Raw genomic sequence first — 21,974 nt, 5'->3', positions numbered from 1 at the left:
CATACGGTAACTTGACCATATGGCTATATGGTTACGCGCACACGCCCTGCTGGGGTTGATCGTGCTGGTCACCGGGGTGCTTCTCTGCCCCGGCCCGTCCCGCGCCGTCGAGACCGCGGCGAGCGACGGCGACGTCGACGCCGTCATGCGGGAGGCGGTGCGTGAGGTGGGTGCGCCCGGTGCCGCCTGGGTCGTCGTCGAGAAGGACGGCACCGTCCGCGAGGGCGCCACCGGCGTGGATGGCCACGGAAGCCCGTTCGGACCCGACTCACCCGTGCTGGTCGGGTCGGTCTCGAAGCCGATCGCCGCCACCGTCGCCGTGCGCCTCGCCGACCAGGGAACCCTCGATCTCGACGCCCCCGTCGTGCAGGTGCTGCCGGAGTTCGCGGGAGAGGATCAGCGCCGCGCCCACGTCACGCTCCGCCACCTGCTCGCCCACACCGGTGGACTCCCTTTCGGCGCAGACCGACTCGACGTCGACGACCCGGCGCGCACCCCGGCGTCGGTGGTCGCGGAGACCGCGGACACCCCTCTCGAGGGCGACCCGGGGCAGACCTACCGGTACAGCAGCCTGGGCTACGTCGTCGTCGCGGCGGTGCTGGAACGCGCGACCGGCCGGTCGCTGGGCGACCTCGCGAACGAGACCTTTCCGCAGGCCCACCTCGTCACGGACCCCGGCAGCATCCCTCCCGGATACCGCTCGCCGTGGTCCCCGGTCGCGCAACCGGCTCCCCGTGACGGCGCGGGCGCCGGTTACGGCTACCTCGGTGGGTCGGCGCGGTCACTCGCCGAGGTGGGGCGCGCGATGCTCGCCGATCCGGAGCGACTGCGGCGGATGACCGACGTGAGCCCGGCGGACGGCGCGGTGACCGGCCTGGGGTGGCGGGTCAGCGCCGCTGCCGACGGTCCCGTGGTGTGGCACACCGGAACCGTGCCGGGCTCCTTCACCGCGCTGTTCCTCGAGCCGGAGCAGGGCCGGGTGGCAGCGGTCACCCTGCCGGTCTCGGGGGTGATGGACGAGGAACGCCTGTACGCCGCCGCCCACCGGCTCCTCGACGTCGCCGGGGGCGACGTGCCCACCGAGATCCCGCCGCCGACACTGCGCTGGGGAGTCCTGGGCGGGCTCGGTCTCGTCGGTGTCGTGGCGTGTGCCCTGCTCACCCGTGGCCGCCTGATGCGCGTGTGCGGGATCGTCCTCGCCCTGACCCCGCTCGCGCTGATGATCGCGGCCCCGCCGCTCCTCGACGTCCCCCTGCGTTACCTGTGGCTCTGGGTGCCGGAGGTGCCCGTCGGCGTCGGCCTGGTTCTCGTCGCGGCGACGATCACCCTGGTCACGGGCGTGGTGGTCCGCCATGGGCAGGCGGGCTGACGTCCCTGGGCATGTGCCCCCCGCCGGTTCGCCTACCTCGCGCGCCTTCCGTAGGCTCATGAGGTGCCCACCACTCCCGTCTCCGGCCAGGTCGACCACGTGATCGGGCGTCTGCGGACGCTGCCGCGCGGTGCCCAGCGACGCCTCGGCCGTGCCCTGCGCGACCGGGTGGCCGGCGAGGACGCCCCCACGGCGGCCAAGCGCATCTGGCAGACGCCCGGGCCGAGGTGGTTCACGAAGGACGACCCGATCTGGATCGTCAACCAGGACTCCGCGATGTTCCCCGGTGGCATCGCCTCGTTGTTGCTGCAGTCGCTGCACCCGCAGGCCATGGCGGGGGTGGCCGGGCACTCGGGCTACAAGGGCGACCCGTGGGGGCGGCTGCAGCGCACGAGTCACTACCTGGCCACCGTCGCGTTCGGCACCGTCGACCACGCGACCGAGGCCATCGAGCACGTCAAGGCCATCCACGAGCGGGTCCGCGGCAAGGATCACCGCGGTCGGCCCTACCGCGCGAGCGACCCGCACCTGCTGCGCTGGGTCCACGTGGCCGAGACGTGGTGCTTCCTCGCCGCTCATCAGGCGTACTCCGACCGGCCGCTGTCCGCCGCCGACGCGGACCGGTTCGTCGATCAGGCCCGCACGAGTGCCGAACTCCTCGGTGCGCACGACCTGCCCCGCACCGCGGCCGAACTCGACGCGCAGCTCGAGGCGTTCCGGCCCGAACTCGAGGCCTCCCCGGCGGCCAAGGAGGCCGCAGCCTTCCTCCTGCGCGAGCCGCCGCTACCACTGGCGGCGAAACCCGGGTACGCGTTGCTCGCGGCCGGTGGCATCGTCCTGCTACCCGGGTGGGCCCGAGACGAACTCGGCATCACGCTCCCGGCGGCGGCACGTCCTGCCGCCCGCGCGGCCGGGCGGTTCGGCGTCGCCGCGGTGCGGTGGGGCATGGCCGGCCTCGACGACGACGAACGCCTCCGCCACGGCACCTCGGCCTGATCCGACGCCGCAGACCTCGGCCGACGCGGGGATCGCCGGGTGTGTCGACGGCCGTCGTCGGCGTTGAGGTAAGGATGGAGGATGCGCGCCGACTCCCTGCCTCCCGAGCTCGTGGACGGACTGGACATCGGTGAGGTGACGCCGCTGTCCGGCGGCGACATCGCCGAGGCCTACCGCCTGGCCACCACCGACGGTCCGCTCTTCCTCAAGACCCTGCGGCGACCCACGCCCGACCTCTTCGAGCGGGAGGCGGCCGGGCTCCGGGCACTGCGCGAGCACGCCCCCGAGACGCTCGGGGTCCCCGAGGTGATCCGGCAGAGCCCCACCGGTCTGGTCCTGGAGTGGATCGAGGAGTCCCCTCGCCGCTCGGGGGCGACCGAGGCCGAGCTCGGGCGCTCCTTGGCCCACCTGCACCGCGCCACCCGGGACACCTTCGGCGGTCTGCAGGACGACCCCGGCGGGTACCTCGGGTCGGTCGCCGTCGACCTCACCCCGCACGACTCGTGGCCGGAGTTCTACCTGACCCGGCGGCTCGAACCCCTGGTCACCCGCGCGATCGAGGAGGGACGGATCTCGCCGCGGGCACGCGACCTCCTCGAGGCGGTGGCCCCCCGCGTTTCCGACCTGTGCGGTCCGGCCGAGCCTCCGACGCTCGTCCACGGCGACCTCTGGGGAGGCAACCGGCTCGTCGACACCGCCGGCCGCAACTGGCTCATCGACCCGGCCTGCCACTACGCCCACCGCGAGATCGACATCGCGATGATGCACCTCTTCGGCGGGTTCGGACCGGAGGTCTACGCCGCCTACGACGAGGTCCACCCCCTCGCCGACGGCTGGCGGGAGCGCATCGCCTGGTACCAGCTGCCGCCGTTGCTCGTGCACGCCATCCTGTTCGGCGGGGGTTACGGCGCCTCGGCGCTCGACGCGCTCGCGCGGTACGCCTGAGCGCCCGGCGCCTGCGGGCCCGTGAAACATGAGACGGCTCTCATCCTCGCCTCACGAGGGCGCAACACCCGTGGCGCACAGTCGAGGTGTGAGTCGCACATCAGCCCTCGTCCTCGCCCTCGTCCTCGGTGCCGTCGGGATCGCCCTCGCGATCGCCGTCACGACCCTGCTGCGGCCCTGGGAGCCGCCGCCCACCCTCGGTGGGGCCGTGGTCGTCGACGGCCGTGACCTCGAGGGGACGAGCCCGCCGGCAAGCCCCTCCCCGTCCACGCCCGCCACTCCGACGACGGCAACGACCTCCCCGGCCGAGGCCACGGCGACGGGGGAGCCACGGACGACCGCGGATCGTGACCGCGCGACCCGCTCGTCATCCGGCTCGGGCTCCTCCGGACGCACGCAGAGTTCGTCGCGCGCTCGGGACGACGCCCGGCCGGCGCGCACGGCCGCGCCCCGTCGCACGGTCGCCCCGCCGGAGCCGCGCCGCTACGTCCCTCCGGCCTCCGCGGGCGATGATGACCGTGATGATGATGACGATGACGACGATGATGATGACGACGATGACGATGACGGTGATGACGACTGAGCACCACCGTGTTCATGCCCGGTCCGCGATCACGCCCCCGCCGCCCCATGCGGGGTGAACGCCGCGGCGTCGGCGTCACCACCCGGATCATCGTCGGCGTCGTCGTCCTGACCGCGTTGGGTCTGGTGTTCTCGGCCGTGGTCGCGGGCATCGTCCACCAGCGGGTCGTCCACGCCCGCGTCGATCAGGCGCTGTCCCAGGAGGTGGCCGAGCTGCGCACCCTGGCCCAGGAGGGGCGCGACGCCGAGGGGGAGCGGTTCGCCACGCTCGAGCACCTGCTGTTCGAGGCGCTGCGGCGCAACGTGCCTGATCATCACGAGGACTTCCTCGTGCTCATCGACGGGCAGATCCCCTTCGTCGCGAGCTGGGAGCCGCGTTTCACCGACCGCGAGGTGCAGGCGCTCGCGGCGTCGGCCTCGCGCATCGCCCCCGACACGGCGCCGCAGCTCGCCGACCTCGACCACGAGGGCCGACGCATCCGGTACGTGGCCGTCCCCGTCAGAGTCGCCGGCGATCCGAGTCAGGGCGTGTTCGTCGCCGCCGTCGATCTCGACGCCGAGTACGACGAGGCCACCGGCATGCACCGGGCGTACGCGGTCTCGGCGGGCCTTGCGCTCCTCGTGGTCGGCGTCGTGTCGACCCTCCTGCTGTGGCGACAGCTGCGGCCCCTGCGCCGCCTGGCCGCGACGGCCGAACGCATCACCGAGGAGGACCTCTCCGAACGCATCCCCGAGCAGGGTGCCGACGACCTCGCCCGCCTCACCCGCACCGTCAACGGCATGCTCGACCGGCTCGATCGCGCCTTCCGCGACCAGCGTGCGCTCCTCGACGACGTCGGTCACGAACTGCGCACGCCCCTGACGATCGTCAGCGGCCACCTCGAGATGATGGACGCCACCGACCCCGACGACGTGGCCGAGACCCGCGTCCTTTGCCTCGACGAGCTCGACCGCATGTCACGCCTGGTCGACGAGCTGGTCCTGCTCGCCCGCTCCGCCCGGCCCGACTTCGTGGACCTCCGCCCGACCGACATCGACGACGTCGTCACCGGGGTCCTCGACCGGGTCCGCCCGCTGGCCGACCGCACGTGGGGCATCGACGCCACCTCCGGGGCCGTGATCGACGTCGACCCCAACCGGCTCACCCAGGCGCTCCTGCAGCTCACGTCCAACGCCATCCGGCACACGGCCGAAGGCGACCGGATCGCCCTCGGCGCCGTGCGGTCCGGCGACGAGGTCGAGGTGTGGGTCCGCGACACCGGCCCGGGAGTCCCGCCGGAGGACCAGGACGCCATCTTCGAGCGCTTCCAGCGCGGCTCGGCACCGTCCGGGTCGGGCTCCGGCCTCGGGCTCTCCATCGTCGCCGCCATCGCCGAGGCGCACGGCGGGCGGGTCGACTACCGTGGCATGCCCGGCGCCGGCGCCACGTTCGTCATCTCGATCCCCGCCCAGTCGACCCAGGCCGCCCCTGGGGTCGGCCCGGACCGCTCCGAGATGTCCGGTCACTCCGATCGAACCCTGGAGGAGAGCTCATGACGTCGATCCTCGTCGTGGAGGACGAGCCGCGCATCGCCTCGTTCGTGTCCAAGGGCCTCAAGGCCGCCGGGTTCGCCCCGATCGTCGTCGACTCAGGGCACGCGGCCGTGCCGGTGGCGCTGCACGGTGACGTCGGGCTCGTCGTGCTCGACATCGGGCTGCCCGACATCGACGGCTTCGAGGTGCTGCGCCGCATCCGGGCCCAGGGCGGAACGGTCCCGGTCATCGTGCTCACCGCCCGCGACTCCGCCGAGGACACGATCGCCGGCCTCGAGGGGGGCGCCGACGACTACATGGCCAAGCCCTTCAGGTTCGAGGAGCTCCTCGCTCGAATCCGGTTGCGGTTGCGCGACGCCCGCCCCGAGTCCCCCTCGACCCTGGAGTCCGGGGACGTCGTCCTCGACCTCCACGGCCGACAGGTGAGCGTGGGTGGGCGGCTCTTCGACCTGTCCTCGCGCGAGTTCACGCTCCTGGAGACCTTCCTGCGTCACCCGGGCCGGGTCCTCAGCCGGGAGCAACTGCTCTCCCAGGTGTGGGGGATGGATTTCGACCCCGGCTCGAACGTCGTCGACGTCTACGTGGGCTACCTGCGCAAGAAGCTCGGCGCCGACCGGATCGTCACCGTCCGCGGGATGGGATACCGCATCGCGCCGAACGGGCGGTCCTCCGAAGGTCGGTGACGTGCGCGGTCTGCGCCGGTAGGGTCGGGCGCATCCGGACCCATCCGGGCCCCTGAGGGCCTCGTCGGAGGGAGCATCACCCCGTGCGCCACCGCAGTCGCAGGGATCACGCAGCGAGGCCGATCCCCGTCCGCCACCAGGGCCGATCGACGACCGCTCGGGTGTGGACCGTGCTGGTCGCGGCCCTCCTCCTCCTCGGAGTCACCGCCTGTGCCGGTCGTGGGGCCGGACGCAGCGAGGACGCCACGCCGCAGAACCCCCTGGTGTTGACCCTCGCCCACAGCCTCGGCGACACACACGTCACGTCCACGGCCCTGCAGGACTTCGCCGACCGTGTGAAGAACGACAGCGGCGGCCGCATCACGGTCCGGATCCACCCCAACGGGCAACTCGGCTCCGAGACCGAGGTCCTCGAGCAGCTCATGGCGGGCGTCGTCGACATGACCAGGGTCAGCGCGCCCGGGCTCGCGACCGTCGAGGAGGGTTACCACGCCTTCGGTCTGCCGTACCTGTTCGAGGACGCCGAGAGCTACCGCAGGGCGATGACGTCGCCGGGGATGCGCGAGTTCTTCGCCTCCACCGCGGACAAGGGGTTCGTCGGCCTCACCTACTACACCTCCGGCGCGCGGTCCTTCTACACCGTCGACCGCCCCATCAGGCGGCCGCAGGACCTCAAAGGCCTGAAGATCCGTGTGCAGGACATGCGCTCGCAGACCGACATGGTCTCCACACTCGGCGGCACGCCCGTCGTCATGCCCCTGGGGGAGACCTACACGGCGCTGCAGACCGGCATCGTCGACGGCGCCGAGAGCAACGAGACCGTGCTCACCCAGAGCAAGCACGGCGAGGTCGCCAAGACCTTCTCGGTCAACGAACACACCCGGATCCCCGACGTCCTCGTCATCGGCACCCCCGTGCTGGAGCGACTGTCCGCGGAGGACCAGAAGCTCCTCACCGACGCGGCAGCCGCCTCCACCGAGGCGCACACGAAGGCCTGGGAGGCCGAGACGCAGAAGGCGATCGAGGAGGCGCGCGGCATGGGCGTGACGTTCGTGGAGGACGTCGACACCCGGGCCTTCCGTGAGGCGACGCGGCCGCTCGTGGATCGCTACCGGCAGGAGTATCCCGGCGTCGCCCGGGTGCTCGAGTCGATCTCCGCGGCACGATGACCGCCACCCCGCACGAGCACGTGACCACCACGGTGAGGAGCGCGAGGCGATGAGCACCACCACGTCGACGGCCACGAGCGCGGGAGGTCGGATGCCACCGGTGCTCCTGCGCGCCCGGGAGGTGCTCGCCGCCGTCCTGGCCTGGACCGCGGCGGCACTGCTGATCGCCATGACGCTGCTGGTGCTCTACCAGGTGTTCACGCGGTACGTCCTCGGCGCTCCTGCGGACTTCACGGAGGAGCTCGTGCGGTACTGCCTGATCTGGACCGGGTTCGTCGCCGCCGCCTACGCCTTCGCGACCCGACGCCACATGGCGCTGGTCGTGGTCCGCGACACACTGCCCACGGCCGGACGTCGCGCGCTGGTCGTCGCCGTCGACCTGCTCGTCCTCGTGTTCGCCCTGGCCGTCATCACGATCGGCGGTGCACTGCTCGCCTACGCGGCGCGACACGAGACGTCCGCGCTGCTCGGCATCCCCCGCTCGATCGTCTACGGCGTCGCGCCGATCGCGGGAGCTCTCATCGTCCTCGTGCAGCTCGTCAACGTCTGGGAGGACGTCGTGGACCCCGACGCGGCGCTCGCCGGATCCGAGGACGGCGACACGACGGGGGGCACGGCATGAGCGTCACCCTCGCGGCCCTCGCGCTCCTGGCCGTCTTCCTGTTGCTGCTCGTCCTCAGCGTGCCGATCTCGGTGGCGATCGCCATCAGCTCGATCGTCACCGCGCTGTTCTTCCTCACGTGGGAACAGGTCGTCTTCATCGTCATGCAGAAGATGAACAGCGGCCTCGACAGCTTCTCGCTGATCGCGGTCCCGTTGTTCATCCTCGCCGGCAACATCATGAACAACGGCGGCATCGCCGGGCGGCTCATCGACCTCGCCCAGGTCATCGCCGGCCGGATCCCCGGATCGCTGGCCCAGACCAACGTCATCGGCAACATGATCTTCGGATCCCTGTCGGGCTCGGCGGTCGCGGCGGCCGCCGCCATCGGCGGGACGCTGCACGGCCGCGAGAAGGACGAGGGTTACGACCCCGCCTTCGCGACCAGCGTCAACATCGCCTCCGCGCCGACCGGGCTGCTCATCCCTCCGACCACGGCGTTCATCGTCTACTCGATGATCGCGGGCGGGGTGTCGGTCTCGGCCCTGTTCATGGCCGGGTATGTGCCGGGCATCCTCATGGGCTTGGTGACCATGGCCATCGCCTACGTCCACGCCCGCAAGGCCGGGTATCCGACGTCGCCGCGGCCGAGCCTGGCCGAGGCCGGCCGGGTGACGCTGCGGGCGATCCCCAGCCTGCTGCTCATCGTCGTGGTCGTCGGCGGCATCGTCGCCGGCGTGTTCACCGCGACCGAGGGTGCGGCCGTCGCGGTGCTCTACTGCCTGGTGTTGTCGCTGATCTACCGCAGCATGTCGTGGTCGGCGTTCAAGGAGGTGCTGCTCGCCACGGCGGCGACCAGCGGCATCATCCTGTTCCTCATCTCGGCCTCCTCGGCCCTGTCCTGGGTCATGGCCTACACGGGCATCCCCGACGCCATCAGCGCCGCGGTCCTGTCGGTCTCGGGCAGCACGTACGTCGTCTATCTGCTCATGGTCGTCGTGCTGCTGGTCGTCGGCACGTTCATGGACATCACGCCGGCGATCCTCATCTTCACGCCGATCTTCCTGCCCATGGCCACCGAGCTCGGCATGGACCCCGTCCACTTCGGCGTCGTCCTCGTGTTCTCGATGTGCATCGGCACGATGACCCCGCCCGTCGGATCGGTGTTGTTCGTCGCGTGCAGCATCAGTGGGGTGACGATCGAACAGGTGACGCGAAGGCTCATCCCCTACCTCGTCGCCCTGGTCGCGCTGCTGCTCGTCGTGACGTACGTGCCCGCGCTGTCGACCGGGCTGCCCTCGTTGATGGGCCTCATGTGAGTGCCTCGGATGCCCGCCCAGTGGGCAGGGGTCTTGTGGGGGAGCGCGGCCTGTTCCATCCTTCGTCCATGGACCCCCGACGGAGCTTCCTCGACACGACCGACGCTGTAGCAGAACTCGTCTCGCGCGTTCCCGCCGACGCTCTGGCCGGCCCCGGCCTGGGTGTGTGGGACATGCGTGGGCTGATCGGCCATACGAGCCGTGCCATGTCGACGGTCATCACGTATCTCAAGATGCCGGCGACGAGCGTCACGTGCCCGGACGCGCGTTCCTACTACGTGTGGGTCGCCGACTCACCCCAACAGGACGAGAAGATCGCCGCGCGTGGCGTCGAGGCCGGGCAGTCCCTCGGCGACGACATCCCCGCCGCCTTCGCCGGGCTGGCGCGGCAGGTCAGGGGCGTCCTGGACAAGGTGCCCGCCAACGTCGACCCGGTCGTCTCCACCCTCGCCGGCGGCATGTTGCTCTCGACGTACCTGCCGACGCGCACCTTCGAGCTCATCGTGCACGGGTACGACATCGCGCGGGCCGCGGGGATCGAGTTCGCGCCTCACCCCGAGGCCGTCACCGAGACCGTCTCGCTCGCCTCCCGCATCGCCGTCGAACTCGGCCACGGGCCCGAACTCGTCGGCGCCCTCACCGGCCGCGGCCGATGGAGCGACACCAGCGTCTTCACGCGCGCCGACAGCCACTGAGCTCGCCTGAGCGCCCTGTCGGTGAGAATGGGCGCATGAGCCTCAAGAGCACGATCCAGAACGACCTGCACACCGCCATCCGTGAGCGTGACCAGGTGCGCTCGGCGACTCTGCGTCTCGCGCTGACCGCCATCACCAACGCCGAGGTCGGCGGCAAACAGGCGCGTGAGCTGAGCGACGACGAGGTCCTGGCCGTGCTGGGCAAGGAGGCCAAGAAACGCAAGGAGTCGGCGACGGCCTACGACGGCGCCGGACGTCCCGAGCTCGCCGAGCGTGAGCGGGCCGAGCTCGTCGTCCTCGAGGCCTACCTCCCGGCCCAGCTCGAGGACGACGAACTCGACGCCATCGCCGCCGCGGCGGTCGCGTCCACGGGCGCCACCGGCATGGCGCAGATGGGGCAGGTCATGAAGGCCGCGCAGGCCGAGGTCGCCGGGCGTGCCGACGGCGGACGGGTGGCCGCGGCCGTCAAGAGGGCACTCTCGCGCTGAGATTCCCTGCGCTGCACGTCGTGAGAGGCTCAGGTCGCTCGCCGATCTGCCGTACGGGGACACATGAGTTCGCCGCGCCGTGACATCGCCGAGGCCGAGGCCCGCATGCGTGTGACGTTCGGGACGCGCACCGCCATCAAGAACCTGCACGAGATCATCGATCCCGAGGAGATCGTGCAGGAGCTCGCCGCCTGCCTGTATTCGGGCGGCGACGGGCTGCTGATCCTCACCGACCGGCGGATCATCGGCCTGCGGGACGACTACTCGAAGTACCACTACCGCGACCACGCGCTCGCGGGCGCGCAGAAGCTCGACTACGACCCGGTGGTGCACGACGGGTTCGCGCTGACCACGGCCTCGGGCCGGTTGGTGGTGCGCAAGATGCACGTGGAGGACTCCGGGCGCCTCGTGGGGCGGTTGCGGGAGATCGTCCCGGGGCTCGTCCTCGAGGTGACCCGTCCCGGTGCTCACGGCCGGGTCCCGATCCGGCCCGCGCCGATCGCTCCCGTGCCCGCCCGACCCGTCGCCGACGCCCCGGCCCAGGCGGTGCTCGATCAGGACGCCGCAGCCCAGGGTGTCGTCGATGCGGTGACCCCGGCCGGTTCGCCGCAGGAGCCGGAGGCCGAGAACACCTCCGCCAAGTCGGCCGAGGCCGACAAGGGCGTGCTCATGGGTGTCCTCGCCGACCTCCACGCCAAGGGCCTGCTCACCGACGCCGAACTCGCCGCGAAGCTGGCCCAGGTGGCGGCCAAGCCCTGAGCCCGCACGCGGAGCATTTCCGCCGAAACCGCCGCCTATAACCGGCTACTAGTTCTATTGACCTCAGGATCGGTGCCTGGCCAGGCTCGGTCTAGGTGGTCGGGGTAGTCGCTCTTTTCCGGCTGTCCATCCTGGTGGTGTGACTCTCGACCGGCTTGCGCTGCTCCGGCCACCGACATGGTCGGGAGAGGCTGAAGAAGGGATTGCTCTGCTGGTAGTAGCGGTGCCCTCCGGACCGACACAACCGATGTCGAGGATGTCAGGAGGCAGCTGATGAACGAGCAGGCACCGGGTCCGGTCGTGATCGGGATGGACCCGCACAAGCGCACCGTCACGATCGAGGTGATGACTCCCAAGGAGCAGATCCTCGGACACGGACAGTTCACCACCGACGAGGACGGCTTCGCCGCGATGCTGGAGTACGTCAGGCGTTGGCCCCAACGGAGGTGGGCGGTCGAGGGCTGTGAGGGCATCGGTCGACATGTCGTGGCCAGGTTGTTGCCGCTGGGCGAGCAGGTCGTGGACGTGCCGGGGGTGTCAGATGGTCTGTTTAAGCGAGGGGTCTCCCACCTGAAGGAGATTGACTATGGCTATGACCAAGCCGAAGAAGAGCGACGAGCCCGGGCAGGAGCCTGAAGCGCGTCAGTTGCGTCGTGAGTTCTTCGACGACGAGATGCTCGACAAGCTGATGGCCGCCACCGACGAGCGGGGCCTGTCGCTGACGGGTGAGGGCGGATTCCTGCCCGAGATGATCAAGGCAGTCCTCGAGCGGGGCATGCAGGCCGAGCTGACCGACCACCTCGGGTATGAGAAGGGCGACCCGGGTGGGAACGGCTCGGGCAACTCGCGCAACGGCACGACCCCGAAGACGGTCGGGACCGAGGTCGGGGACGTCGGCTTGGACCGGCCGAGGGATCGTAACTCCACCTTCGCGTCGTCGTTGGTGCCCAAGGGCGCAAGGCGTCTGGGTGGACTGGAGGACATGATCATCTCGCTGTACGCGGGCGGGATGACCATCCGCGACATCCAGCATCATCTGGCTGCGACGCTGGGCACTGAGCTGTCCCACGAGACGATCAGCAACGTGACCGACGCCGTGGCCGAGGAGGTCACCGCGTGGCAGACGCGGCCGTTGGAGGCGTTCTACCCGGTGATCTACCTCGACGCGCTGGTGGTGAAGATCCGTGACGGCGCGCACGTGGCCAACCGGGCTGCGCACATCGCTGTCGGCGTGGACCTGGATGGCGTCAAGCACGTCTTGGGCATCTGGGTCCAAGCCGTCGAGGGCGCGAAGTTCTGGGCCTCGGTGTGCGCGGAGCTGGCCAACCGCGGCGTCAAGGACGTGCTGATCGTCTGCTGCGACGGTCTGACCGGCTTCCCCGAGGCGATCGAGGCGACCTGGACCCGCGCGATGGTCCAAACGTGCGTCGTGCACCTGATCCGGGCCTCGATGCGGTTCGTCTCCTACACCGACCGCAAGGCCGTCGCGGCGATGCTGCGTCCGATCTACACCGCCGCGAACGAGGACGCGGCGTTGATGGCGCTGACCGCGTTCGCCGACTCGAACCTGGGCAAGAAGTACCCCGCCGCCGTGGCCTCCTGGGAGAACGCATGGGAGCGGTTCACCCCGTTCCTGGCGTTCGGGCCGGCGTTGAGGAAGGTCATCTACACGACCAACTCGATCGAGTCGCTCAACTACCAGCTACGCAAGATCATCAAGAACCGCGGCCACTTCCCCAGCGACACGGCCGCGATCAAGCTGCTGTGGCTGGCCATCCGCAACATCGAGGACAAGCGGGCCCGTGAACGCGCCAAGGAAGCCGGCGCCCCCAGAGGAACTCCCCGCAAGGCGCCCGGCAAGCTCGTCGAGGGTTCCGTCATCCAAGGCTGGAAAGCCGCCCTGGGAGAGCTCGCCCTGATCTATCCCGACCGCATCAACCCCTACCTGTAACACCCCATGAGACCCAGGTCACTTACACAGACAACTTGACAGGCTCGACGTGAATCGCCCCGGGTTTCGTGGAGGCTCGGTTAGTTGGATCCGACCTCGGTGAGGACCGGGTTCTGATGGTAATGCTTCGCGGGTTGTGATGCCCAGTGGTCGGCCTCACACTCGGCGGGCGGGACGAGCCCGATCTCGCCGTGAAGGCGCCGGTGGTTGAACCAGTCGACGTACTCGGCGACGGCGATCTCCACGTCGACGACCGACTTCCAGCCGCCCTTGGGCCGCATCACCGGGTTGCGGATGCATTCGGCCTTGAACAACGAGTTCAGCGCCTCGGCCATGGCGTTGTCGTAGCTGTCCCCCTTGGATCCGACGGATGCGACAGCCTCGGCCTCAGCCAGTCGCTCGGTGTAGCGAATCGCTCGATACTGGACTCCGCGGTCGCTGTGGTGGATCAGGCCGGTGACGTCCTGGCCGGCTCGCTGCCGGGCCCACAGGCCCATGTCGAGAGCATCCAACGCCAGGTCGGTCCGCAGACTGGTCGACACCTGCCAACCCACGATCATCCTGCTGAAGACGTCAAGGACGAACGCGACGTAGGTCCAGCCCGCGTTCGTGCGGACGTAGGTCAGATCGGCCACCCACAGTTGGTTTGGCGCCGTGGCCACGAACTTCCGGTTGACCTTGTCCTCGGGACGCTCGGTCTCAGCGCCGTCGCCGATGGTGGTTTTGCGGGTCTTCTCGCGCGGGATCCCGCGCAGGCCCTCGGCTCGCATCAACCGCTCCACGGTGCAGCGGGCGACCTTGACGCCCTCGCGGTTGAGCTCGGCGTGGATCTTCCGAACGCCGTAGACACCCAGGTTCGCCTTGTGAGCGGTCTTGATGTCGACGACCAACTCGGCATCGCGGACCGCGCGTGCGGACGGTGGCCTGGTCTTGGCGGCGTAGTAGGTGCTCGGGGCGATCTGGACGCCGGCGTCCTTCAGGACGGCGCAGATCGGCTCGACCCCGAACCGGTCGCGGTGCTGGTCGATGTAGTCGACCAGCACCGCGGTGGGCACCTCTACTTGATCTTGCGGTCGAGCTCCGCAGCTGCGAAAAAGCTGCGCTCGTCTTCAGGATCTCGTTCGCCCGGCGCAGCTCGCGGACCTCGCGCTCAAGCTCGGCCAGCCTGGTCGCATCGTCGGTGGTCGTGCCGGGCCGCACACCGCCGTCGATCTCGGCCTGACGTACCCAGTTTCTCAGCGCTTCGGGGTGAACCCCGAGCTGGTCAGCGACCCGCTTGATCGCCCCACGCGCCGACTCCGGGTCCTTCCTTGCGTCCATCGCCATCCGCGTGGCTCGCTGCTGGAGCTCGACGCTGTACTTCCTCGGTGCTGCCATGACTCTCATCATCCTTCCCAGGATTGAGAGCCTCCATCAGACCCGGGGCGATTCAACGTGCCGGCCAAGCTGTCCGCCCGGATGCGGATCTTCGCCACCGGCCAGGGCCGCAAGACCGATGACACCGACGCCCACTCCATCGCCCTGGTCGGGGCCCGGATCGCGGGGCTGCAGTCGGTGGCCCACGACGAACAGCTGGAAGTCCTGCGGCTGCTGGTCGACCGGCGCCGCCGGATCGGGGAGGAACACGTCCGCAAGATCTGCCAGCTGCACGCCCTGCTGCTTGCGATCGTCCCTGGTGGGGCCAAGAAAGACCTGTCCGCCGCCCAGGCCCGCACGATCCTGACCGGCGTGCGACCCAAGGACGCCCTGGGCAAGACCCGCAAACGGGTCGCCCTGGAACTGGTGGTCGACCTGGAACGGATCCACACCCGCAAGAAGAGCGCGGACAAGGAACTCATCGAGCTCCTCAAGAGCACCGGAACCGCCCTGCTCAGGTTGCACGGCATCGGGCCCACCGGCGCCGCCCGGCTGCTGGTCGAGATCGGTGACATCACCCGGTTCCCCAGCAAAGGCCACTTCGCGTCCTGGAACGGTACCGCCCCGATCGACGCCTCCTCCGGTGACAACACCCGCCACCGCCTTTCCCGCGGCGGGAACCGACAGATCAACCACGTGCTGCACATCATGGCCATCGTCCAGCTGCGCACCCCCACAACCCAAGGACGGGCCTACTACGACCGGAAAATCGCCGCCGGCAAACGCCCCAGCGAAGCAATGCGCTGCCTGAAACGACGCCTATCCGACATCCTCTACCGCACCATGCTCAACGACGTCCTCACCACACAAAGGACGGGCCCAGGAGGACACCGGGGCGCGTCACTGTCATCCAGCGCGGCCGGCTCACAGCCCCACACCGACACTTCGGATCAATCACTTCCCGGACCCGTCACCACCCAGAATACGACCCCCTCAAGACCCCCGCTTGACACAGAAGGGTGCCGGTTTCGGCGCGGGACGAGGGCGGAGGCCCGCGCCCGCGCCCTCACGACCTCACGACCTCACTTGAGCAGGTGGCGGGAGATGACGAGGCGCTGGATCTGGTTGGTGCCCTCGAAGATCTGGGTGACCTTGGCCTCGCGCATGTACCGCTCGACCGGGTAGTCCTTGGTGTAGCCGTAGCCGCCGAGCACCTGGACGGCGTCGGTCGTCACCCGCATCGCGGCGTCGGTGCAGATCATCTTGGCGACCGAGGCCTCCTTGCTCATGGCCTTGCCCGCGTCCTTGAGGCGGGCCGCGTGCAGGTAGCTCGCGCGGGCGCTCGTCACCGCCGCCTCCATCTCCGCCAGCAGGAACGCCAGGCCCTGGAACTCCGAGATCGGCTTGCCGAATGCCTTGCGCTCCTTGGCGTAGGCCACGGCCTGATCGAGAGCGGCCTGGGCGAGTCCGGTCGCGGCGGCGGCGATGCCGAGACGGCCGGCGTCCAGGGCGGACAGCGCGATCGTCATGCCCTGCCCCTCGGCGCCGATGAGGTGGTCCGCAGGGATGCGGGCGTCGTCGAAGATCACCTGGCCGACGGTGTCGCAGTCGAGGCCCATCTTGCGCTCCGGCGGCGCGAACTCCATCCCGGGCGTGCCTGCGGGGACGTGGAAGCAGGACAGGCCGCGCGGGCCGTCATCGCTGGTGCGGGCGAAGGTCGTGTAGAAGTCGGCGTGCCCCGCGTGCGAGATCCACGCCTTGACGCCGGTGAGGACGTAGTCGTCGCCCTCACGACGCGCGCGGGTCGAGATGGCCGCCACGTCCGAACCGGCATCGGGCTCGGACAGGCAGTAGGCGCCGAGCTTCGACCCGTCGAGCATCTCGGGCAGGAGGCGCGCCTTCTGCTCGTCCGATCCGAACGCGAAGATCGGGTTGCAGGTGAGCGAGTGCACCGACACCCCCACGGCGACGCTCATCCACGCCGACGCGATCTCCTCCAGCGCCTGCAGGTAGACCTCGTAAGGCTGCCCACCGCCACCGACGTCCTCGGGGTAGGGCAGGGTGAGCAGGCCCTGGTCGCCCAGGAACGCGAAGATGTCGCGCGGGAACTCGGCCTTCGCCTCCATCTCGTCGACGATGGGCCGGAGGCGCTCGTTGCACACCTCTCGGGTCATGGCGATGAGGTCGTGGGCCTCCGAGCTCGGCAGCAGTCGCGTGGCAGTCATGCGGCCAGATTAGGCCCGCTCAGGGAGCCGGATCGGGCGAACGGTGGAGCGGGTCCTCGGGCGGTGGCGGCCTCTCGTTCGGTGATCGGCGCCCGGTCGGCGTGACCAGGCGGGCTTCGGCGACTCTCGTGGGTCTCCCTGCTCACACGCGGCGACCTCGAGTTTCCCGCTACTGCGGTGTTGTCAGTGGGGCGAGAAACGCAGATGCGAATCATCTGTCGATCAGGCTCCCGCATATGCGGATACCATCCTCGGTATGGGGAACGTGGAGACGCGCGATCGGTTCGGGCTGCGGGAGGCATCGCTCCTCGTCGGTGTCAGCGACGACACACTGCGGCGCGCCATCACTCGCGGCGATCTCGCGGCCGACAAGGACGACTCCGGCCGCACGACCGTCACCGGGGTCGATCTCGTCGCGTTCGCCGAATCGCGACAAGGGGCGGCGCCCGATGGTGGGGCCGCGACGTCGGCCCGCAACCGGTTGGTCGGCATCGTCACCGACGTCCGCGTCGACTCGGTGATGGCGCAGGTCCGACTGCGCTGCGGGCCGTTCACCATCACGTCCCTCATGAGTAGCGACGCGGTCCGCGATCTCGGGCTGCGCCCCGGATGTCTCGCCGCCGCCGTCGTCAAGGCCACGACCGTCGTCGTGGAATCGTTGGGAGAACTCGCATGAGCCTCACCTCCCGGAGGGCTGCGCTCGCGCCCGTCCGTGCCGTCGCGCTCGGATTCGCCTGCGCGGTCGTACTCGCGGGGTGCGGGGCTCAGGCCCCGTCGCCGGCCGCGACGGGCGGAGCCACCCAGGCGGCGGCGCCGGCCGACATCACCGTCTTCGCCGCGGCGTCCCTCACCGAGGTCTTCGACACCCTCGGCCCCGAGTTCGAGAAGGCCCACGGCGCGCGGGTGTCGTTCTCCTACGCGGGATCCTCCGACCTCGCCGCACAACTCGGTCAGGGCGCGCCGGGGGCGGTGTTCGCCTCGGCCGACGAGAAACAGATGCGCACCGCCGTCGAGAACGGGTCGGTGGCGGGCGAGGGCGCGCGGGTCTTCGCGACGAACACGCTCACCGCCGTGACGCCCTCGGGCAACCCGGCGGGGCTCACCTCCCTCGCCGCGCTGGCGGGGCCGGGGGTGAAGACCGTCGTGTGTGCACCGCAGGTGCCGTGCGGTGCGACCACGCGCAAGCTGGAGCAGGCCGCCGGGATCGACATCGAACCGGTGAGCGAGGAGCAGTCCGTCACCGATGTCCTCGGCAAGGTCACCTCCGGGCAGGCCGACGCCGGCATCGTCTACGTCACCGACGCCAAGCGTGCGAAGGGCCGGGTCGAGATCGTCGACATCCCCGAGGCGACGGCGCTGGTCAACCGGTACCCGATCGCGGTCACCGAGTTCGGCGCAGCGGAGCCCGGGCGGCGAGCCACGGCCGAGGCGTTCGTCGCCTACGTGCTGGGTGAGCGGGGCCGTGCCGTGCTGCAGGACGCAGGGTTCGGACGCCCGTGACGCCCCTGCCCAGATGGGTGTGGATCCCGGCCGCCCTCGCGCTCTGCCTGGTCGCCGGCCCGCTCGCGGGGCTCCTCGCCCGGGTCGACTGGGCCGGCCTGCCCACCCTGCTGTCCAGCGAGTCCTCGCTCGCCGCACTGTGGCTCAGCCTGCGCACGGCGGTCGTGAGCACGCTGCTCTGCATCCTCCTGGGGGTGCCGCTCGCGCTCGTCCTCGCCCGGGTGGATCGCCGGGTGCGGTGGCTGCGGGGCATCGTCCTCGTGCCTCTCGTGCTCCCCCCGGTGGTCGGTGGTCTCGCCCTCCTCGCGACGTTCGGGCGGATGGGGTTGATCGGCCGGCACATCGAGGCGCTGGGGGTGAGCATCGCGTTCACCACCCTCGCCGTCGTCCTGGCGCAGACGTTCGTCGCGCTGCCCTTCCTCGTCGTCGGCGTCGAGGGGGCGTTGCGCACGTCAGGCACCCGATACGAGCGGGCGGCGGCCACCCTCGGAGCCTCCCCGACGCGCGCCCTCACGCGGGTGACGCTGCCGCTGGTGTGGCCGGGTCTGCGGTCGGGCGCGACCCTCGCCTTCGCGCGCTGCCTCGGGGAGTTCGGGGCGACGCTGACGTTCGCCGGGTCGCTGCAGGGGGTCACGCGCACGCTGCCGCTCGAGATCTACCTCCAGCGGGAGGTGGACCCCGACGCCGCCGTGGCACTCTCGCTCCTGCTCGTCGCCGTGGCCATCGCGATCGTGACCGTGTCCTACGACCACGGCGGATCACCGTGGCGGGGCCGGGTCGCCGCCGACGCGCCCGCGCGGGAGCATGCATGAGCGGGTTGAGGTTTCGGGCTGTCGTCCCTGAGCGCGGTTACGACGCGGAGCTCGCTGTCGAGGCCGGTCGGACGCTCGCGCTCGTCGGCCCCAACGGTGCCGGCAAGTCGACGACGGTGGATCTCATCGCCGGGTTGCTGCGGGCCGCCGAGGGCTACCTCGCGGTCGGTGACACGGTGCTGGTCGACTCCGCCCGCGGCCGGTTCACCCCACCCCACGAGCGGCGCCTCGCCGTCCTCGGGCAGGAACCGCTGCTCTTCCCTCACCTGCGGGTGCAGGCGAACGTCGAGTTCGGTCCGCGATCGCAGGGGAGGTCGCGCGAGGAGGCGCGGCGTCGGGCGACCCACCTGTTGGAGGAGGTCGACGCGGCACGGTTCTCCCGGCGGTTCCCGGCCCAGCTCTCCGGGGGGCAGGCAGCGCGGGTCGCCCTGGCCAGGGCGCTGGCGTCGCAACCACGGGCCGTGCTCCTCGACGAGCCGTTCGCTGCCCTCGACGTCCATGCCGCTCCCCAGATGCGCCGCGTCCTCGGCGCCGAGCTGCGACGGTCGTCGGTGCCGGCCGTGCTCGTCACGCACGACCTGCTCGACGTGCTCGCCCTCGCCGACGACCTGGCGGTGATCGAGAACGGCCGCATCGTCGAGTGCGCACCGACGGCAGAGGTGTTGCGCGCGCCGTCGAGTGCGTTCGCGGCCGGTCTCGCGGGGGTCAATCACGTCCGTGGCCGCACCGAGGGGGAGACGTGCTGCGGACCGAATCGGGTCTCGCGGTCCGTGGCGTCCGCGACGAAGCGCTGGGGACCGACCCGACGGCCGTCGCCGTGTGGTCCCCCGCGGCCGTCGCGCTCTACGCCGAGCCACCCGCGGGCAGCCCGCGAAACGTGTGGCCGGGGGTCGTCACGGACCTCGCCGACCGTGGGGGAGTGATCCGGGTGGGCGTCGAGCTCGCAGCAGGCCCGAGAATCGCCGCCGACCTCAGCCCGGGCGCCGTCGCCGACCTCCGACTGGCTCCGGGCTCGGCTGTCCACGCCGTGGTCAAGGCCCAGGAGATCCGCCTCCACCCCACGCGAGGGTGACCGGCGACGGTACTCGGGGCAGCGGCTCTCGACCCGCCTCGCCCGGTTCGGACCGCCTCCGAGGGGTGGCTCGAGATCAGTCCTCGATCAGTCCTCGATCAGTCCTCGTGGTTCGCGGTGCTCTGTGTGTCGGCCAGGCCGATCGCGCACGAGGCGAGTTGACAGAGACCCAGGGGGCCGTAGCACGATTGACGTGTCAGCTACCTGAGCTGACATCGAAACCCCGATGAAAGCCGCCCTATCCGGGCGCACGACGGCCGTGCAGGATCAGCCGTCGTGGCTCCTCCTGCGCGAGCAGTGAAGGAGCCCCCGATGATCCACAGCTACCCCCACCCCCACCGGACGGAACCGCGCGACCTCGTCGGTCCCCAAGCCGTCGTCTTGGCGGGGATCTCTCTGGTCCTGCTCGTGACGGCGGTCGTGAGCGGCACCCCCGGCGTCTTCGTGGCCGCGGCGCTCGCCGCGCTGGGAGCAGGGCTGTCCGTCACCGTGACCACCATCTCGGACATCGCCGCGCAGCCCGAGCCTGCAGGGGCCGAGCGGGCGTCCGTGCACCTCTGATCGTCTCGGCGATCCACAGTGATGCCGCCGAGGTGTCACCGATCCGCTGCCGCGGCGCCGCCGAACCGAGCGGATGGCGGGGTGTGGGTCTACCGGACTCCCGGTGTCGATGACAGGGGGTGAAGCAGTGCTCGGTGGTCCGAGGTCGGACTCGTGCGGTTCCACGCCTGGCGGTACTGAAAGGGGCTCACGCCGACGACTCGGCGGAAGGCCGCCCGAAATGACGAAGGAGAACTGAAGCCGCTCCGGGCCGAGACGATGTCGATGGGGAGCGTGGTGGTCTCGAGGACTTCCTGGGCCCGCCGGATGCGGACGTCGTTGAGCCAGCGAGCGGGAGAGGTGCCGAGTTCGCGATCGAATCGTCTGGTCAGCGTGCGGCGGGAGACGTGGGCGGCGGAGGCGAGGTCCTCGACGGTGACCGCGCAGACCTGGTCTCGGACCCACGCGTGGAGGTCTTCGAGCCAGGCTGCCTCGACGGCGAGTGGATCCGGCCCGGCGAACTGGGTCTGGCCGCCCGGCCGATGTGAGGAGACGACGAGGTTGCGCGCCAGCCGGTTCGCGGCCGACATGCCATGGTCGGTCTTGACGAGGTGGAGGCAGACGTCGATGCCGGCGCTGCACCCGGCCCCGGTGACGACGAGGTCGTCGACGTACAACCTGTCGGGAATGACCAGGGTGCGGGGGTAGGTGCGTCGCAGTTCGGCGCAATGACGCCAATGCGTGGTGGCGCTTCGGCCGTCGAGGAGCCCGGCCGCACCGAGGACGAAGGCGCCGGTGCAGATCGAGACGATCCGACGTCCTGCCTCGAAGGCGTCACGCAGTGTCGTGAGCAGAGCGGGATCGTAGGGACCGTGCCGGTTGGACGTCCCGGGCACGATGAGCGTATCGGCGTCGGCCGCCTCGGCCAGCGATCCCGCGCCGGTCATCGTGACGCCGCCGTCGAAGGCCAACGGTCCGGTGGGTGCGTGAACCCGGACGTCGTACAACCGCTCCCCATCCCAGTCGACCCCCAACACCTCCCCCGGGATACCCGTTTCGAAGAGCGTCGATCCCTGCGTGGGGAGTACTGCCACTCGAGGCACCATGGCCCAAATCTAGCGACTCGTGGCTCAGGGCCACAGCAAGGGCCGATCGAACCACGGCAGCCTGGGACGAGTCCGCTACCCGCTCGAATCGCAGCCAGGAGACATCTCATGCCCCGAGCGCGGGAGAACTCTCCGCTCGATCGTGGAGCGCCGCCCGCCGATGTCGTACCCGCGCTCCTGCCCACGCGGATCTCCTCCGGTGGTGATCACGTGAGGTATGAGCTCGACAGCCTGTGGACCAAGCGCCGGATCTTCTGCCGGCCCACATCATGA

General features: G+C 70.4%; 24 protein-coding genes and 1 other annotated feature. Of the genes, 21 read left to right on the top strand and 3 right to left on the bottom strand.

Going from position 1 to position 21,974, the window contains the following annotated elements:
- Positions 1 to 19 precede the first annotated feature (19 nt).
- The 14 genes from QQK49_RS14655 to QQK49_RS14590 all read left to right on the top strand — a co-directional run bounded on the left by QQK49_RS14655 (position 20) and on the right by QQK49_RS14590 (position 13,090).
- A complete protein-coding gene (locus tag QQK49_RS14655; RefSeq protein ID WP_284304574.1) occupies positions 20 to 1,369 on the top strand; it encodes a serine hydrolase domain-containing protein in 1,350 nt (449 codons plus the stop codon).
- 99 nt (positions 1,370 to 1,468) lie between these two features.
- Positions 1,469 to 2,365, top strand: a complete 897-nt coding sequence (locus QQK49_RS14650) for an oxygenase MpaB family protein (protein ID WP_431310592.1) — start codon at positions 1,469 to 1,471, stop codon at positions 2,363 to 2,365.
- An 81-nt stretch (positions 2,366 to 2,446) separates the two neighbouring features.
- Positions 2,447 to 3,310, top strand: a complete 864-nt coding sequence (locus tag QQK49_RS14645; protein ID WP_284304573.1) for a fructosamine kinase family protein — start codon at positions 2,447 to 2,449, stop codon at positions 3,308 to 3,310.
- Positions 3,311 to 3,398: 88 nt separating this feature from the next.
- Entirely contained in the window at positions 3,399 to 3,893 is a 495-nt protein-coding gene (locus QQK49_RS14640; protein ID WP_284304572.1) for a hypothetical protein, read from the top strand.
- A gap of 14 nt (positions 3,894 to 3,907) precedes the next feature.
- On the top strand, positions 3,908 to 5,428 hold the full coding sequence (locus tag QQK49_RS14635) for a sensor histidine kinase (RefSeq protein WP_284304571.1): 1,521 nt from the start codon (positions 3,908 to 3,910) through the stop codon (positions 5,426 to 5,428).
- The gene (locus QQK49_RS14630) at positions 5,425 to 6,108 is read left to right on the top strand and encodes a response regulator transcription factor (RefSeq protein WP_284304570.1); all 684 of its coding nucleotides are present in this window, start codon (positions 5,425 to 5,427) and stop codon (positions 6,106 to 6,108) included. The genes QQK49_RS14635 and QQK49_RS14630 overlap by 4 nt, the downstream gene beginning before the upstream one ends.
- A 170-nt stretch (positions 6,109 to 6,278) precedes the next feature.
- Entirely contained in the window at positions 6,279 to 7,277 is a 999-nt protein-coding gene (locus tag QQK49_RS14625; protein ID WP_284304569.1) for a TRAP transporter substrate-binding protein, read from the top strand.
- Between the two features lie 49 nt (positions 7,278 to 7,326).
- Positions 7,327 to 7,899, top strand: a complete 573-nt coding sequence (locus tag QQK49_RS14620) for a TRAP transporter small permease (RefSeq protein WP_284304568.1) — start codon at positions 7,327 to 7,329, stop codon at positions 7,897 to 7,899.
- Positions 7,896 to 9,197 (top strand): TRAP transporter large permease, encoded by a 1,302-nt coding sequence (locus QQK49_RS14615; protein WP_284304567.1) that lies wholly within the window; start codon positions 7,896 to 7,898, stop codon positions 9,195 to 9,197. Before QQK49_RS14620 ends, QQK49_RS14615 begins: the two co-directional genes overlap by 4 nt.
- Before the next feature lie 68 nt (positions 9,198 to 9,265).
- Entirely contained in the window at positions 9,266 to 9,892 is a 627-nt protein-coding gene (locus QQK49_RS14610) for a maleylpyruvate isomerase N-terminal domain-containing protein (RefSeq protein ID WP_284304566.1), read from the top strand.
- 35 nt (positions 9,893 to 9,927) lie between these two features.
- Positions 9,928 to 10,380, top strand: coding sequence for a GatB/YqeY domain-containing protein (locus QQK49_RS14605; RefSeq protein WP_284304565.1), 453 nt, complete (start codon positions 9,928 to 9,930; stop codon positions 10,378 to 10,380).
- Between the two features lie 63 nt (positions 10,381 to 10,443).
- Positions 10,444 to 11,139 (top strand): hypothetical protein, encoded by a 696-nt coding sequence (locus tag QQK49_RS14600; RefSeq protein ID WP_284304564.1) that lies wholly within the window; start codon positions 10,444 to 10,446, stop codon positions 11,137 to 11,139.
- 273 nt (positions 11,140 to 11,412) lie between these two features.
- Positions 11,413 to 11,775: an IS110 family transposase gene (locus QQK49_RS14595; RefSeq protein WP_284304563.1), complete on the top strand. Its 363-nt coding sequence runs from the start codon at positions 11,413 to 11,415 to the stop codon at positions 11,773 to 11,775.
- Between the two features lie 37 nt (positions 11,776 to 11,812).
- The gene (locus tag QQK49_RS14590) at positions 11,813 to 13,090 is read left to right on the top strand and encodes an IS256 family transposase (protein WP_431310566.1); all 1,278 of its coding nucleotides are present in this window, start codon (positions 11,813 to 11,815) and stop codon (positions 13,088 to 13,090) included.
- A gap of 80 nt (positions 13,091 to 13,170) precedes the next feature.
- On the opposite strand, the gene QQK49_RS14585 is transcribed toward QQK49_RS14590, so the two are convergent.
- Positions 13,171 to 14,467 (bottom strand): IS3 family transposase gene (locus QQK49_RS14585; protein ID WP_431310540.1). Its coding sequence is split into 2 segments (ribosomal slippage): positions 13,171 to 14,175 and positions 14,177 to 14,467, totalling 1,296 coding nucleotides; the frame shifts between segments, so codons are not numbered across the junction.
- Positions 14,041 to 14,189 (bottom strand) — a sequence feature (AL1L pseudoknot). (Overlaps the previous gene by 149 nt.)
- 57 nt (positions 14,468 to 14,524) lie before the next feature.
- Here QQK49_RS14585 and QQK49_RS14580 point away from each other — a divergent pair.
- A complete protein-coding gene (locus QQK49_RS14580; RefSeq protein WP_284304561.1) occupies positions 14,525 to 15,631 on the top strand; it encodes a transposase in 1,107 nt (368 codons plus the stop codon).
- Here QQK49_RS14580 and QQK49_RS14575 read toward each other — a convergent pair.
- Positions 15,529 to 16,671, bottom strand: a complete 1,143-nt coding sequence (locus tag QQK49_RS14575; RefSeq protein ID WP_284304560.1) for an acyl-CoA dehydrogenase family protein — start codon at positions 16,669 to 16,671, stop codon at positions 15,529 to 15,531. The genes QQK49_RS14580 and QQK49_RS14575 overlap by 103 nt on opposite strands.
- A gap of 256 nt (positions 16,672 to 16,927) precedes the next feature.
- Here QQK49_RS14575 and QQK49_RS14570 point away from each other — a divergent pair, with 256 nt between their 5' ends.
- The 6 genes from QQK49_RS14570 to QQK49_RS14545 all read left to right on the top strand — a co-directional run bounded on the left by QQK49_RS14570 (position 16,928) and on the right by QQK49_RS14545 (position 20,616).
- Positions 16,928 to 17,347 carry a TOBE domain-containing protein gene (locus tag QQK49_RS14570; RefSeq protein ID WP_284304559.1) on the top strand — a complete coding sequence of 140 codons (420 nt, stop codon included), beginning with the start codon at positions 16,928 to 16,930 and terminating at the stop codon, positions 17,345 to 17,347.
- Positions 17,344 to 18,171 carry a molybdate ABC transporter substrate-binding protein gene (gene modA / locus QQK49_RS14565; protein WP_284304558.1) on the top strand — a complete coding sequence of 276 codons (828 nt, stop codon included), beginning with the start codon at positions 17,344 to 17,346 and terminating at the stop codon, positions 18,169 to 18,171. The genes QQK49_RS14570 and modA overlap by 4 nt, the downstream gene beginning before the upstream one ends.
- Positions 18,168 to 18,983, top strand: a complete 816-nt coding sequence (locus QQK49_RS14560) for an ABC transporter permease (protein WP_284304557.1) — start codon at positions 18,168 to 18,170, stop codon at positions 18,981 to 18,983. The genes modA and QQK49_RS14560 overlap by 4 nt, the downstream gene beginning before the upstream one ends.
- On the top strand, positions 18,980 to 19,906 hold the full coding sequence (locus tag QQK49_RS14555) for an ATP-binding cassette domain-containing protein (protein WP_284304556.1): 927 nt from the start codon (positions 18,980 to 18,982) through the stop codon (positions 19,904 to 19,906). Before QQK49_RS14560 ends, QQK49_RS14555 begins: the two co-directional genes overlap by 4 nt.
- Positions 19,903 to 20,055 carry a TOBE domain-containing protein gene (locus tag QQK49_RS14550; protein WP_284304555.1) on the top strand — a complete coding sequence of 51 codons (153 nt, stop codon included), beginning with the start codon at positions 19,903 to 19,905 and terminating at the stop codon, positions 20,053 to 20,055. The genes QQK49_RS14555 and QQK49_RS14550 overlap by 4 nt, the downstream gene beginning before the upstream one ends.
- 312 nt (positions 20,056 to 20,367) lie before the next feature.
- Complete coding sequence (locus tag QQK49_RS14545; RefSeq protein WP_284304554.1) at positions 20,368 to 20,616, top strand: hypothetical protein; 249 nt, start codon at positions 20,368 to 20,370, stop codon at positions 20,614 to 20,616.
- Positions 20,617 to 20,705: 89 nt separating this feature from the next.
- Here QQK49_RS14545 and QQK49_RS14540 read toward each other — a convergent pair whose 3' ends face one another.
- Positions 20,706 to 21,701 (bottom strand): GlxA family transcriptional regulator, encoded by a 996-nt coding sequence (locus QQK49_RS14540; protein ID WP_284304553.1) that lies wholly within the window; start codon positions 21,699 to 21,701, stop codon positions 20,706 to 20,708.
- Positions 21,702 to 21,974: the final 273 nt, after the last annotated feature.

It is taken from the genome of Mobilicoccus caccae (assembly GCF_030161635.1).
GTDB lineage: Bacteria > Actinomycetota > Actinomycetes > Actinomycetales > Dermatophilaceae > Mobilicoccus > Mobilicoccus caccae.
Note: the sequence above shows the minus strand (reverse complement) of the source record. Positions and strands in the feature narration are given on the sequence as shown.

What these genes read in the sequence shown, in the direction of transcription:
- QQK49_RS14655 (WP_284304574.1), top strand. Translation starts at nt 20, where the DNA reads ATGGCTATATGGTTACGCGCACACGCCCTGCTGGGGTTGATCGTGCTG.
- QQK49_RS14645 (WP_284304573.1), top strand. Translation starts at nt 2,447, where the DNA reads ATGCGCGCCGACTCCCTGCCTCCCGAGCTCGTGGACGGACTGGACATC.
- QQK49_RS14635 (WP_284304571.1), top strand. Translation starts at nt 3,908, where the DNA reads ATGCCCGGTCCGCGATCACGCCCCCGCCGCCCCATGCGGGGTGAACGC.
- QQK49_RS14630 (WP_284304570.1), top strand. Translation starts at nt 5,425, where the DNA reads ATGACGTCGATCCTCGTCGTGGAGGACGAGCCGCGCATCGCCTCGTTC.
- QQK49_RS14620 (WP_284304568.1), top strand. Translation starts at nt 7,327, where the DNA reads ATGAGCACCACCACGTCGACGGCCACGAGCGCGGGAGGTCGGATGCCA.
- QQK49_RS14615 (WP_284304567.1), top strand. Translation starts at nt 7,896, where the DNA reads ATGAGCGTCACCCTCGCGGCCCTCGCGCTCCTGGCCGTCTTCCTGTTG.
- QQK49_RS14610 (WP_284304566.1), top strand. Translation starts at nt 9,266, where the DNA reads ATGGACCCCCGACGGAGCTTCCTCGACACGACCGACGCTGTAGCAGAA.
- QQK49_RS14605 (WP_284304565.1), top strand. Translation starts at nt 9,928, where the DNA reads ATGAGCCTCAAGAGCACGATCCAGAACGACCTGCACACCGCCATCCGT.
- QQK49_RS14600 (WP_284304564.1), top strand. Translation starts at nt 10,444, where the DNA reads ATGAGTTCGCCGCGCCGTGACATCGCCGAGGCCGAGGCCCGCATGCGT.
- QQK49_RS14595 (WP_284304563.1), top strand. Translation starts at nt 11,413, where the DNA reads ATGAACGAGCAGGCACCGGGTCCGGTCGTGATCGGGATGGACCCGCAC.
- QQK49_RS14590 (WP_431310566.1), top strand. Translation starts at nt 11,813, where the DNA reads ATGCTCGACAAGCTGATGGCCGCCACCGACGAGCGGGGCCTGTCGCTG.
- QQK49_RS14575 (WP_284304560.1), bottom strand. Translation starts at nt 16,671, where the DNA reads ATGACTGCCACGCGACTGCTGCCGAGCTCGGAGGCCCACGACCTCATC.
- QQK49_RS14570 (WP_284304559.1), top strand. Translation starts at nt 16,928, where the DNA reads ATGGGGAACGTGGAGACGCGCGATCGGTTCGGGCTGCGGGAGGCATCG.
- modA (WP_284304558.1), top strand. Translation starts at nt 17,344, where the DNA reads ATGAGCCTCACCTCCCGGAGGGCTGCGCTCGCGCCCGTCCGTGCCGTC.
- QQK49_RS14555 (WP_284304556.1), top strand. Translation starts at nt 18,980, where the DNA reads ATGAGCGGGTTGAGGTTTCGGGCTGTCGTCCCTGAGCGCGGTTACGAC.
- QQK49_RS14545 (WP_284304554.1), top strand. Translation starts at nt 20,368, where the DNA reads ATGATCCACAGCTACCCCCACCCCCACCGGACGGAACCGCGCGACCTC.
- QQK49_RS14540 (WP_284304553.1), bottom strand. Translation starts at nt 21,701, where the DNA reads ATGGTGCCTCGAGTGGCAGTACTCCCCACGCAGGGATCGACGCTCTTC.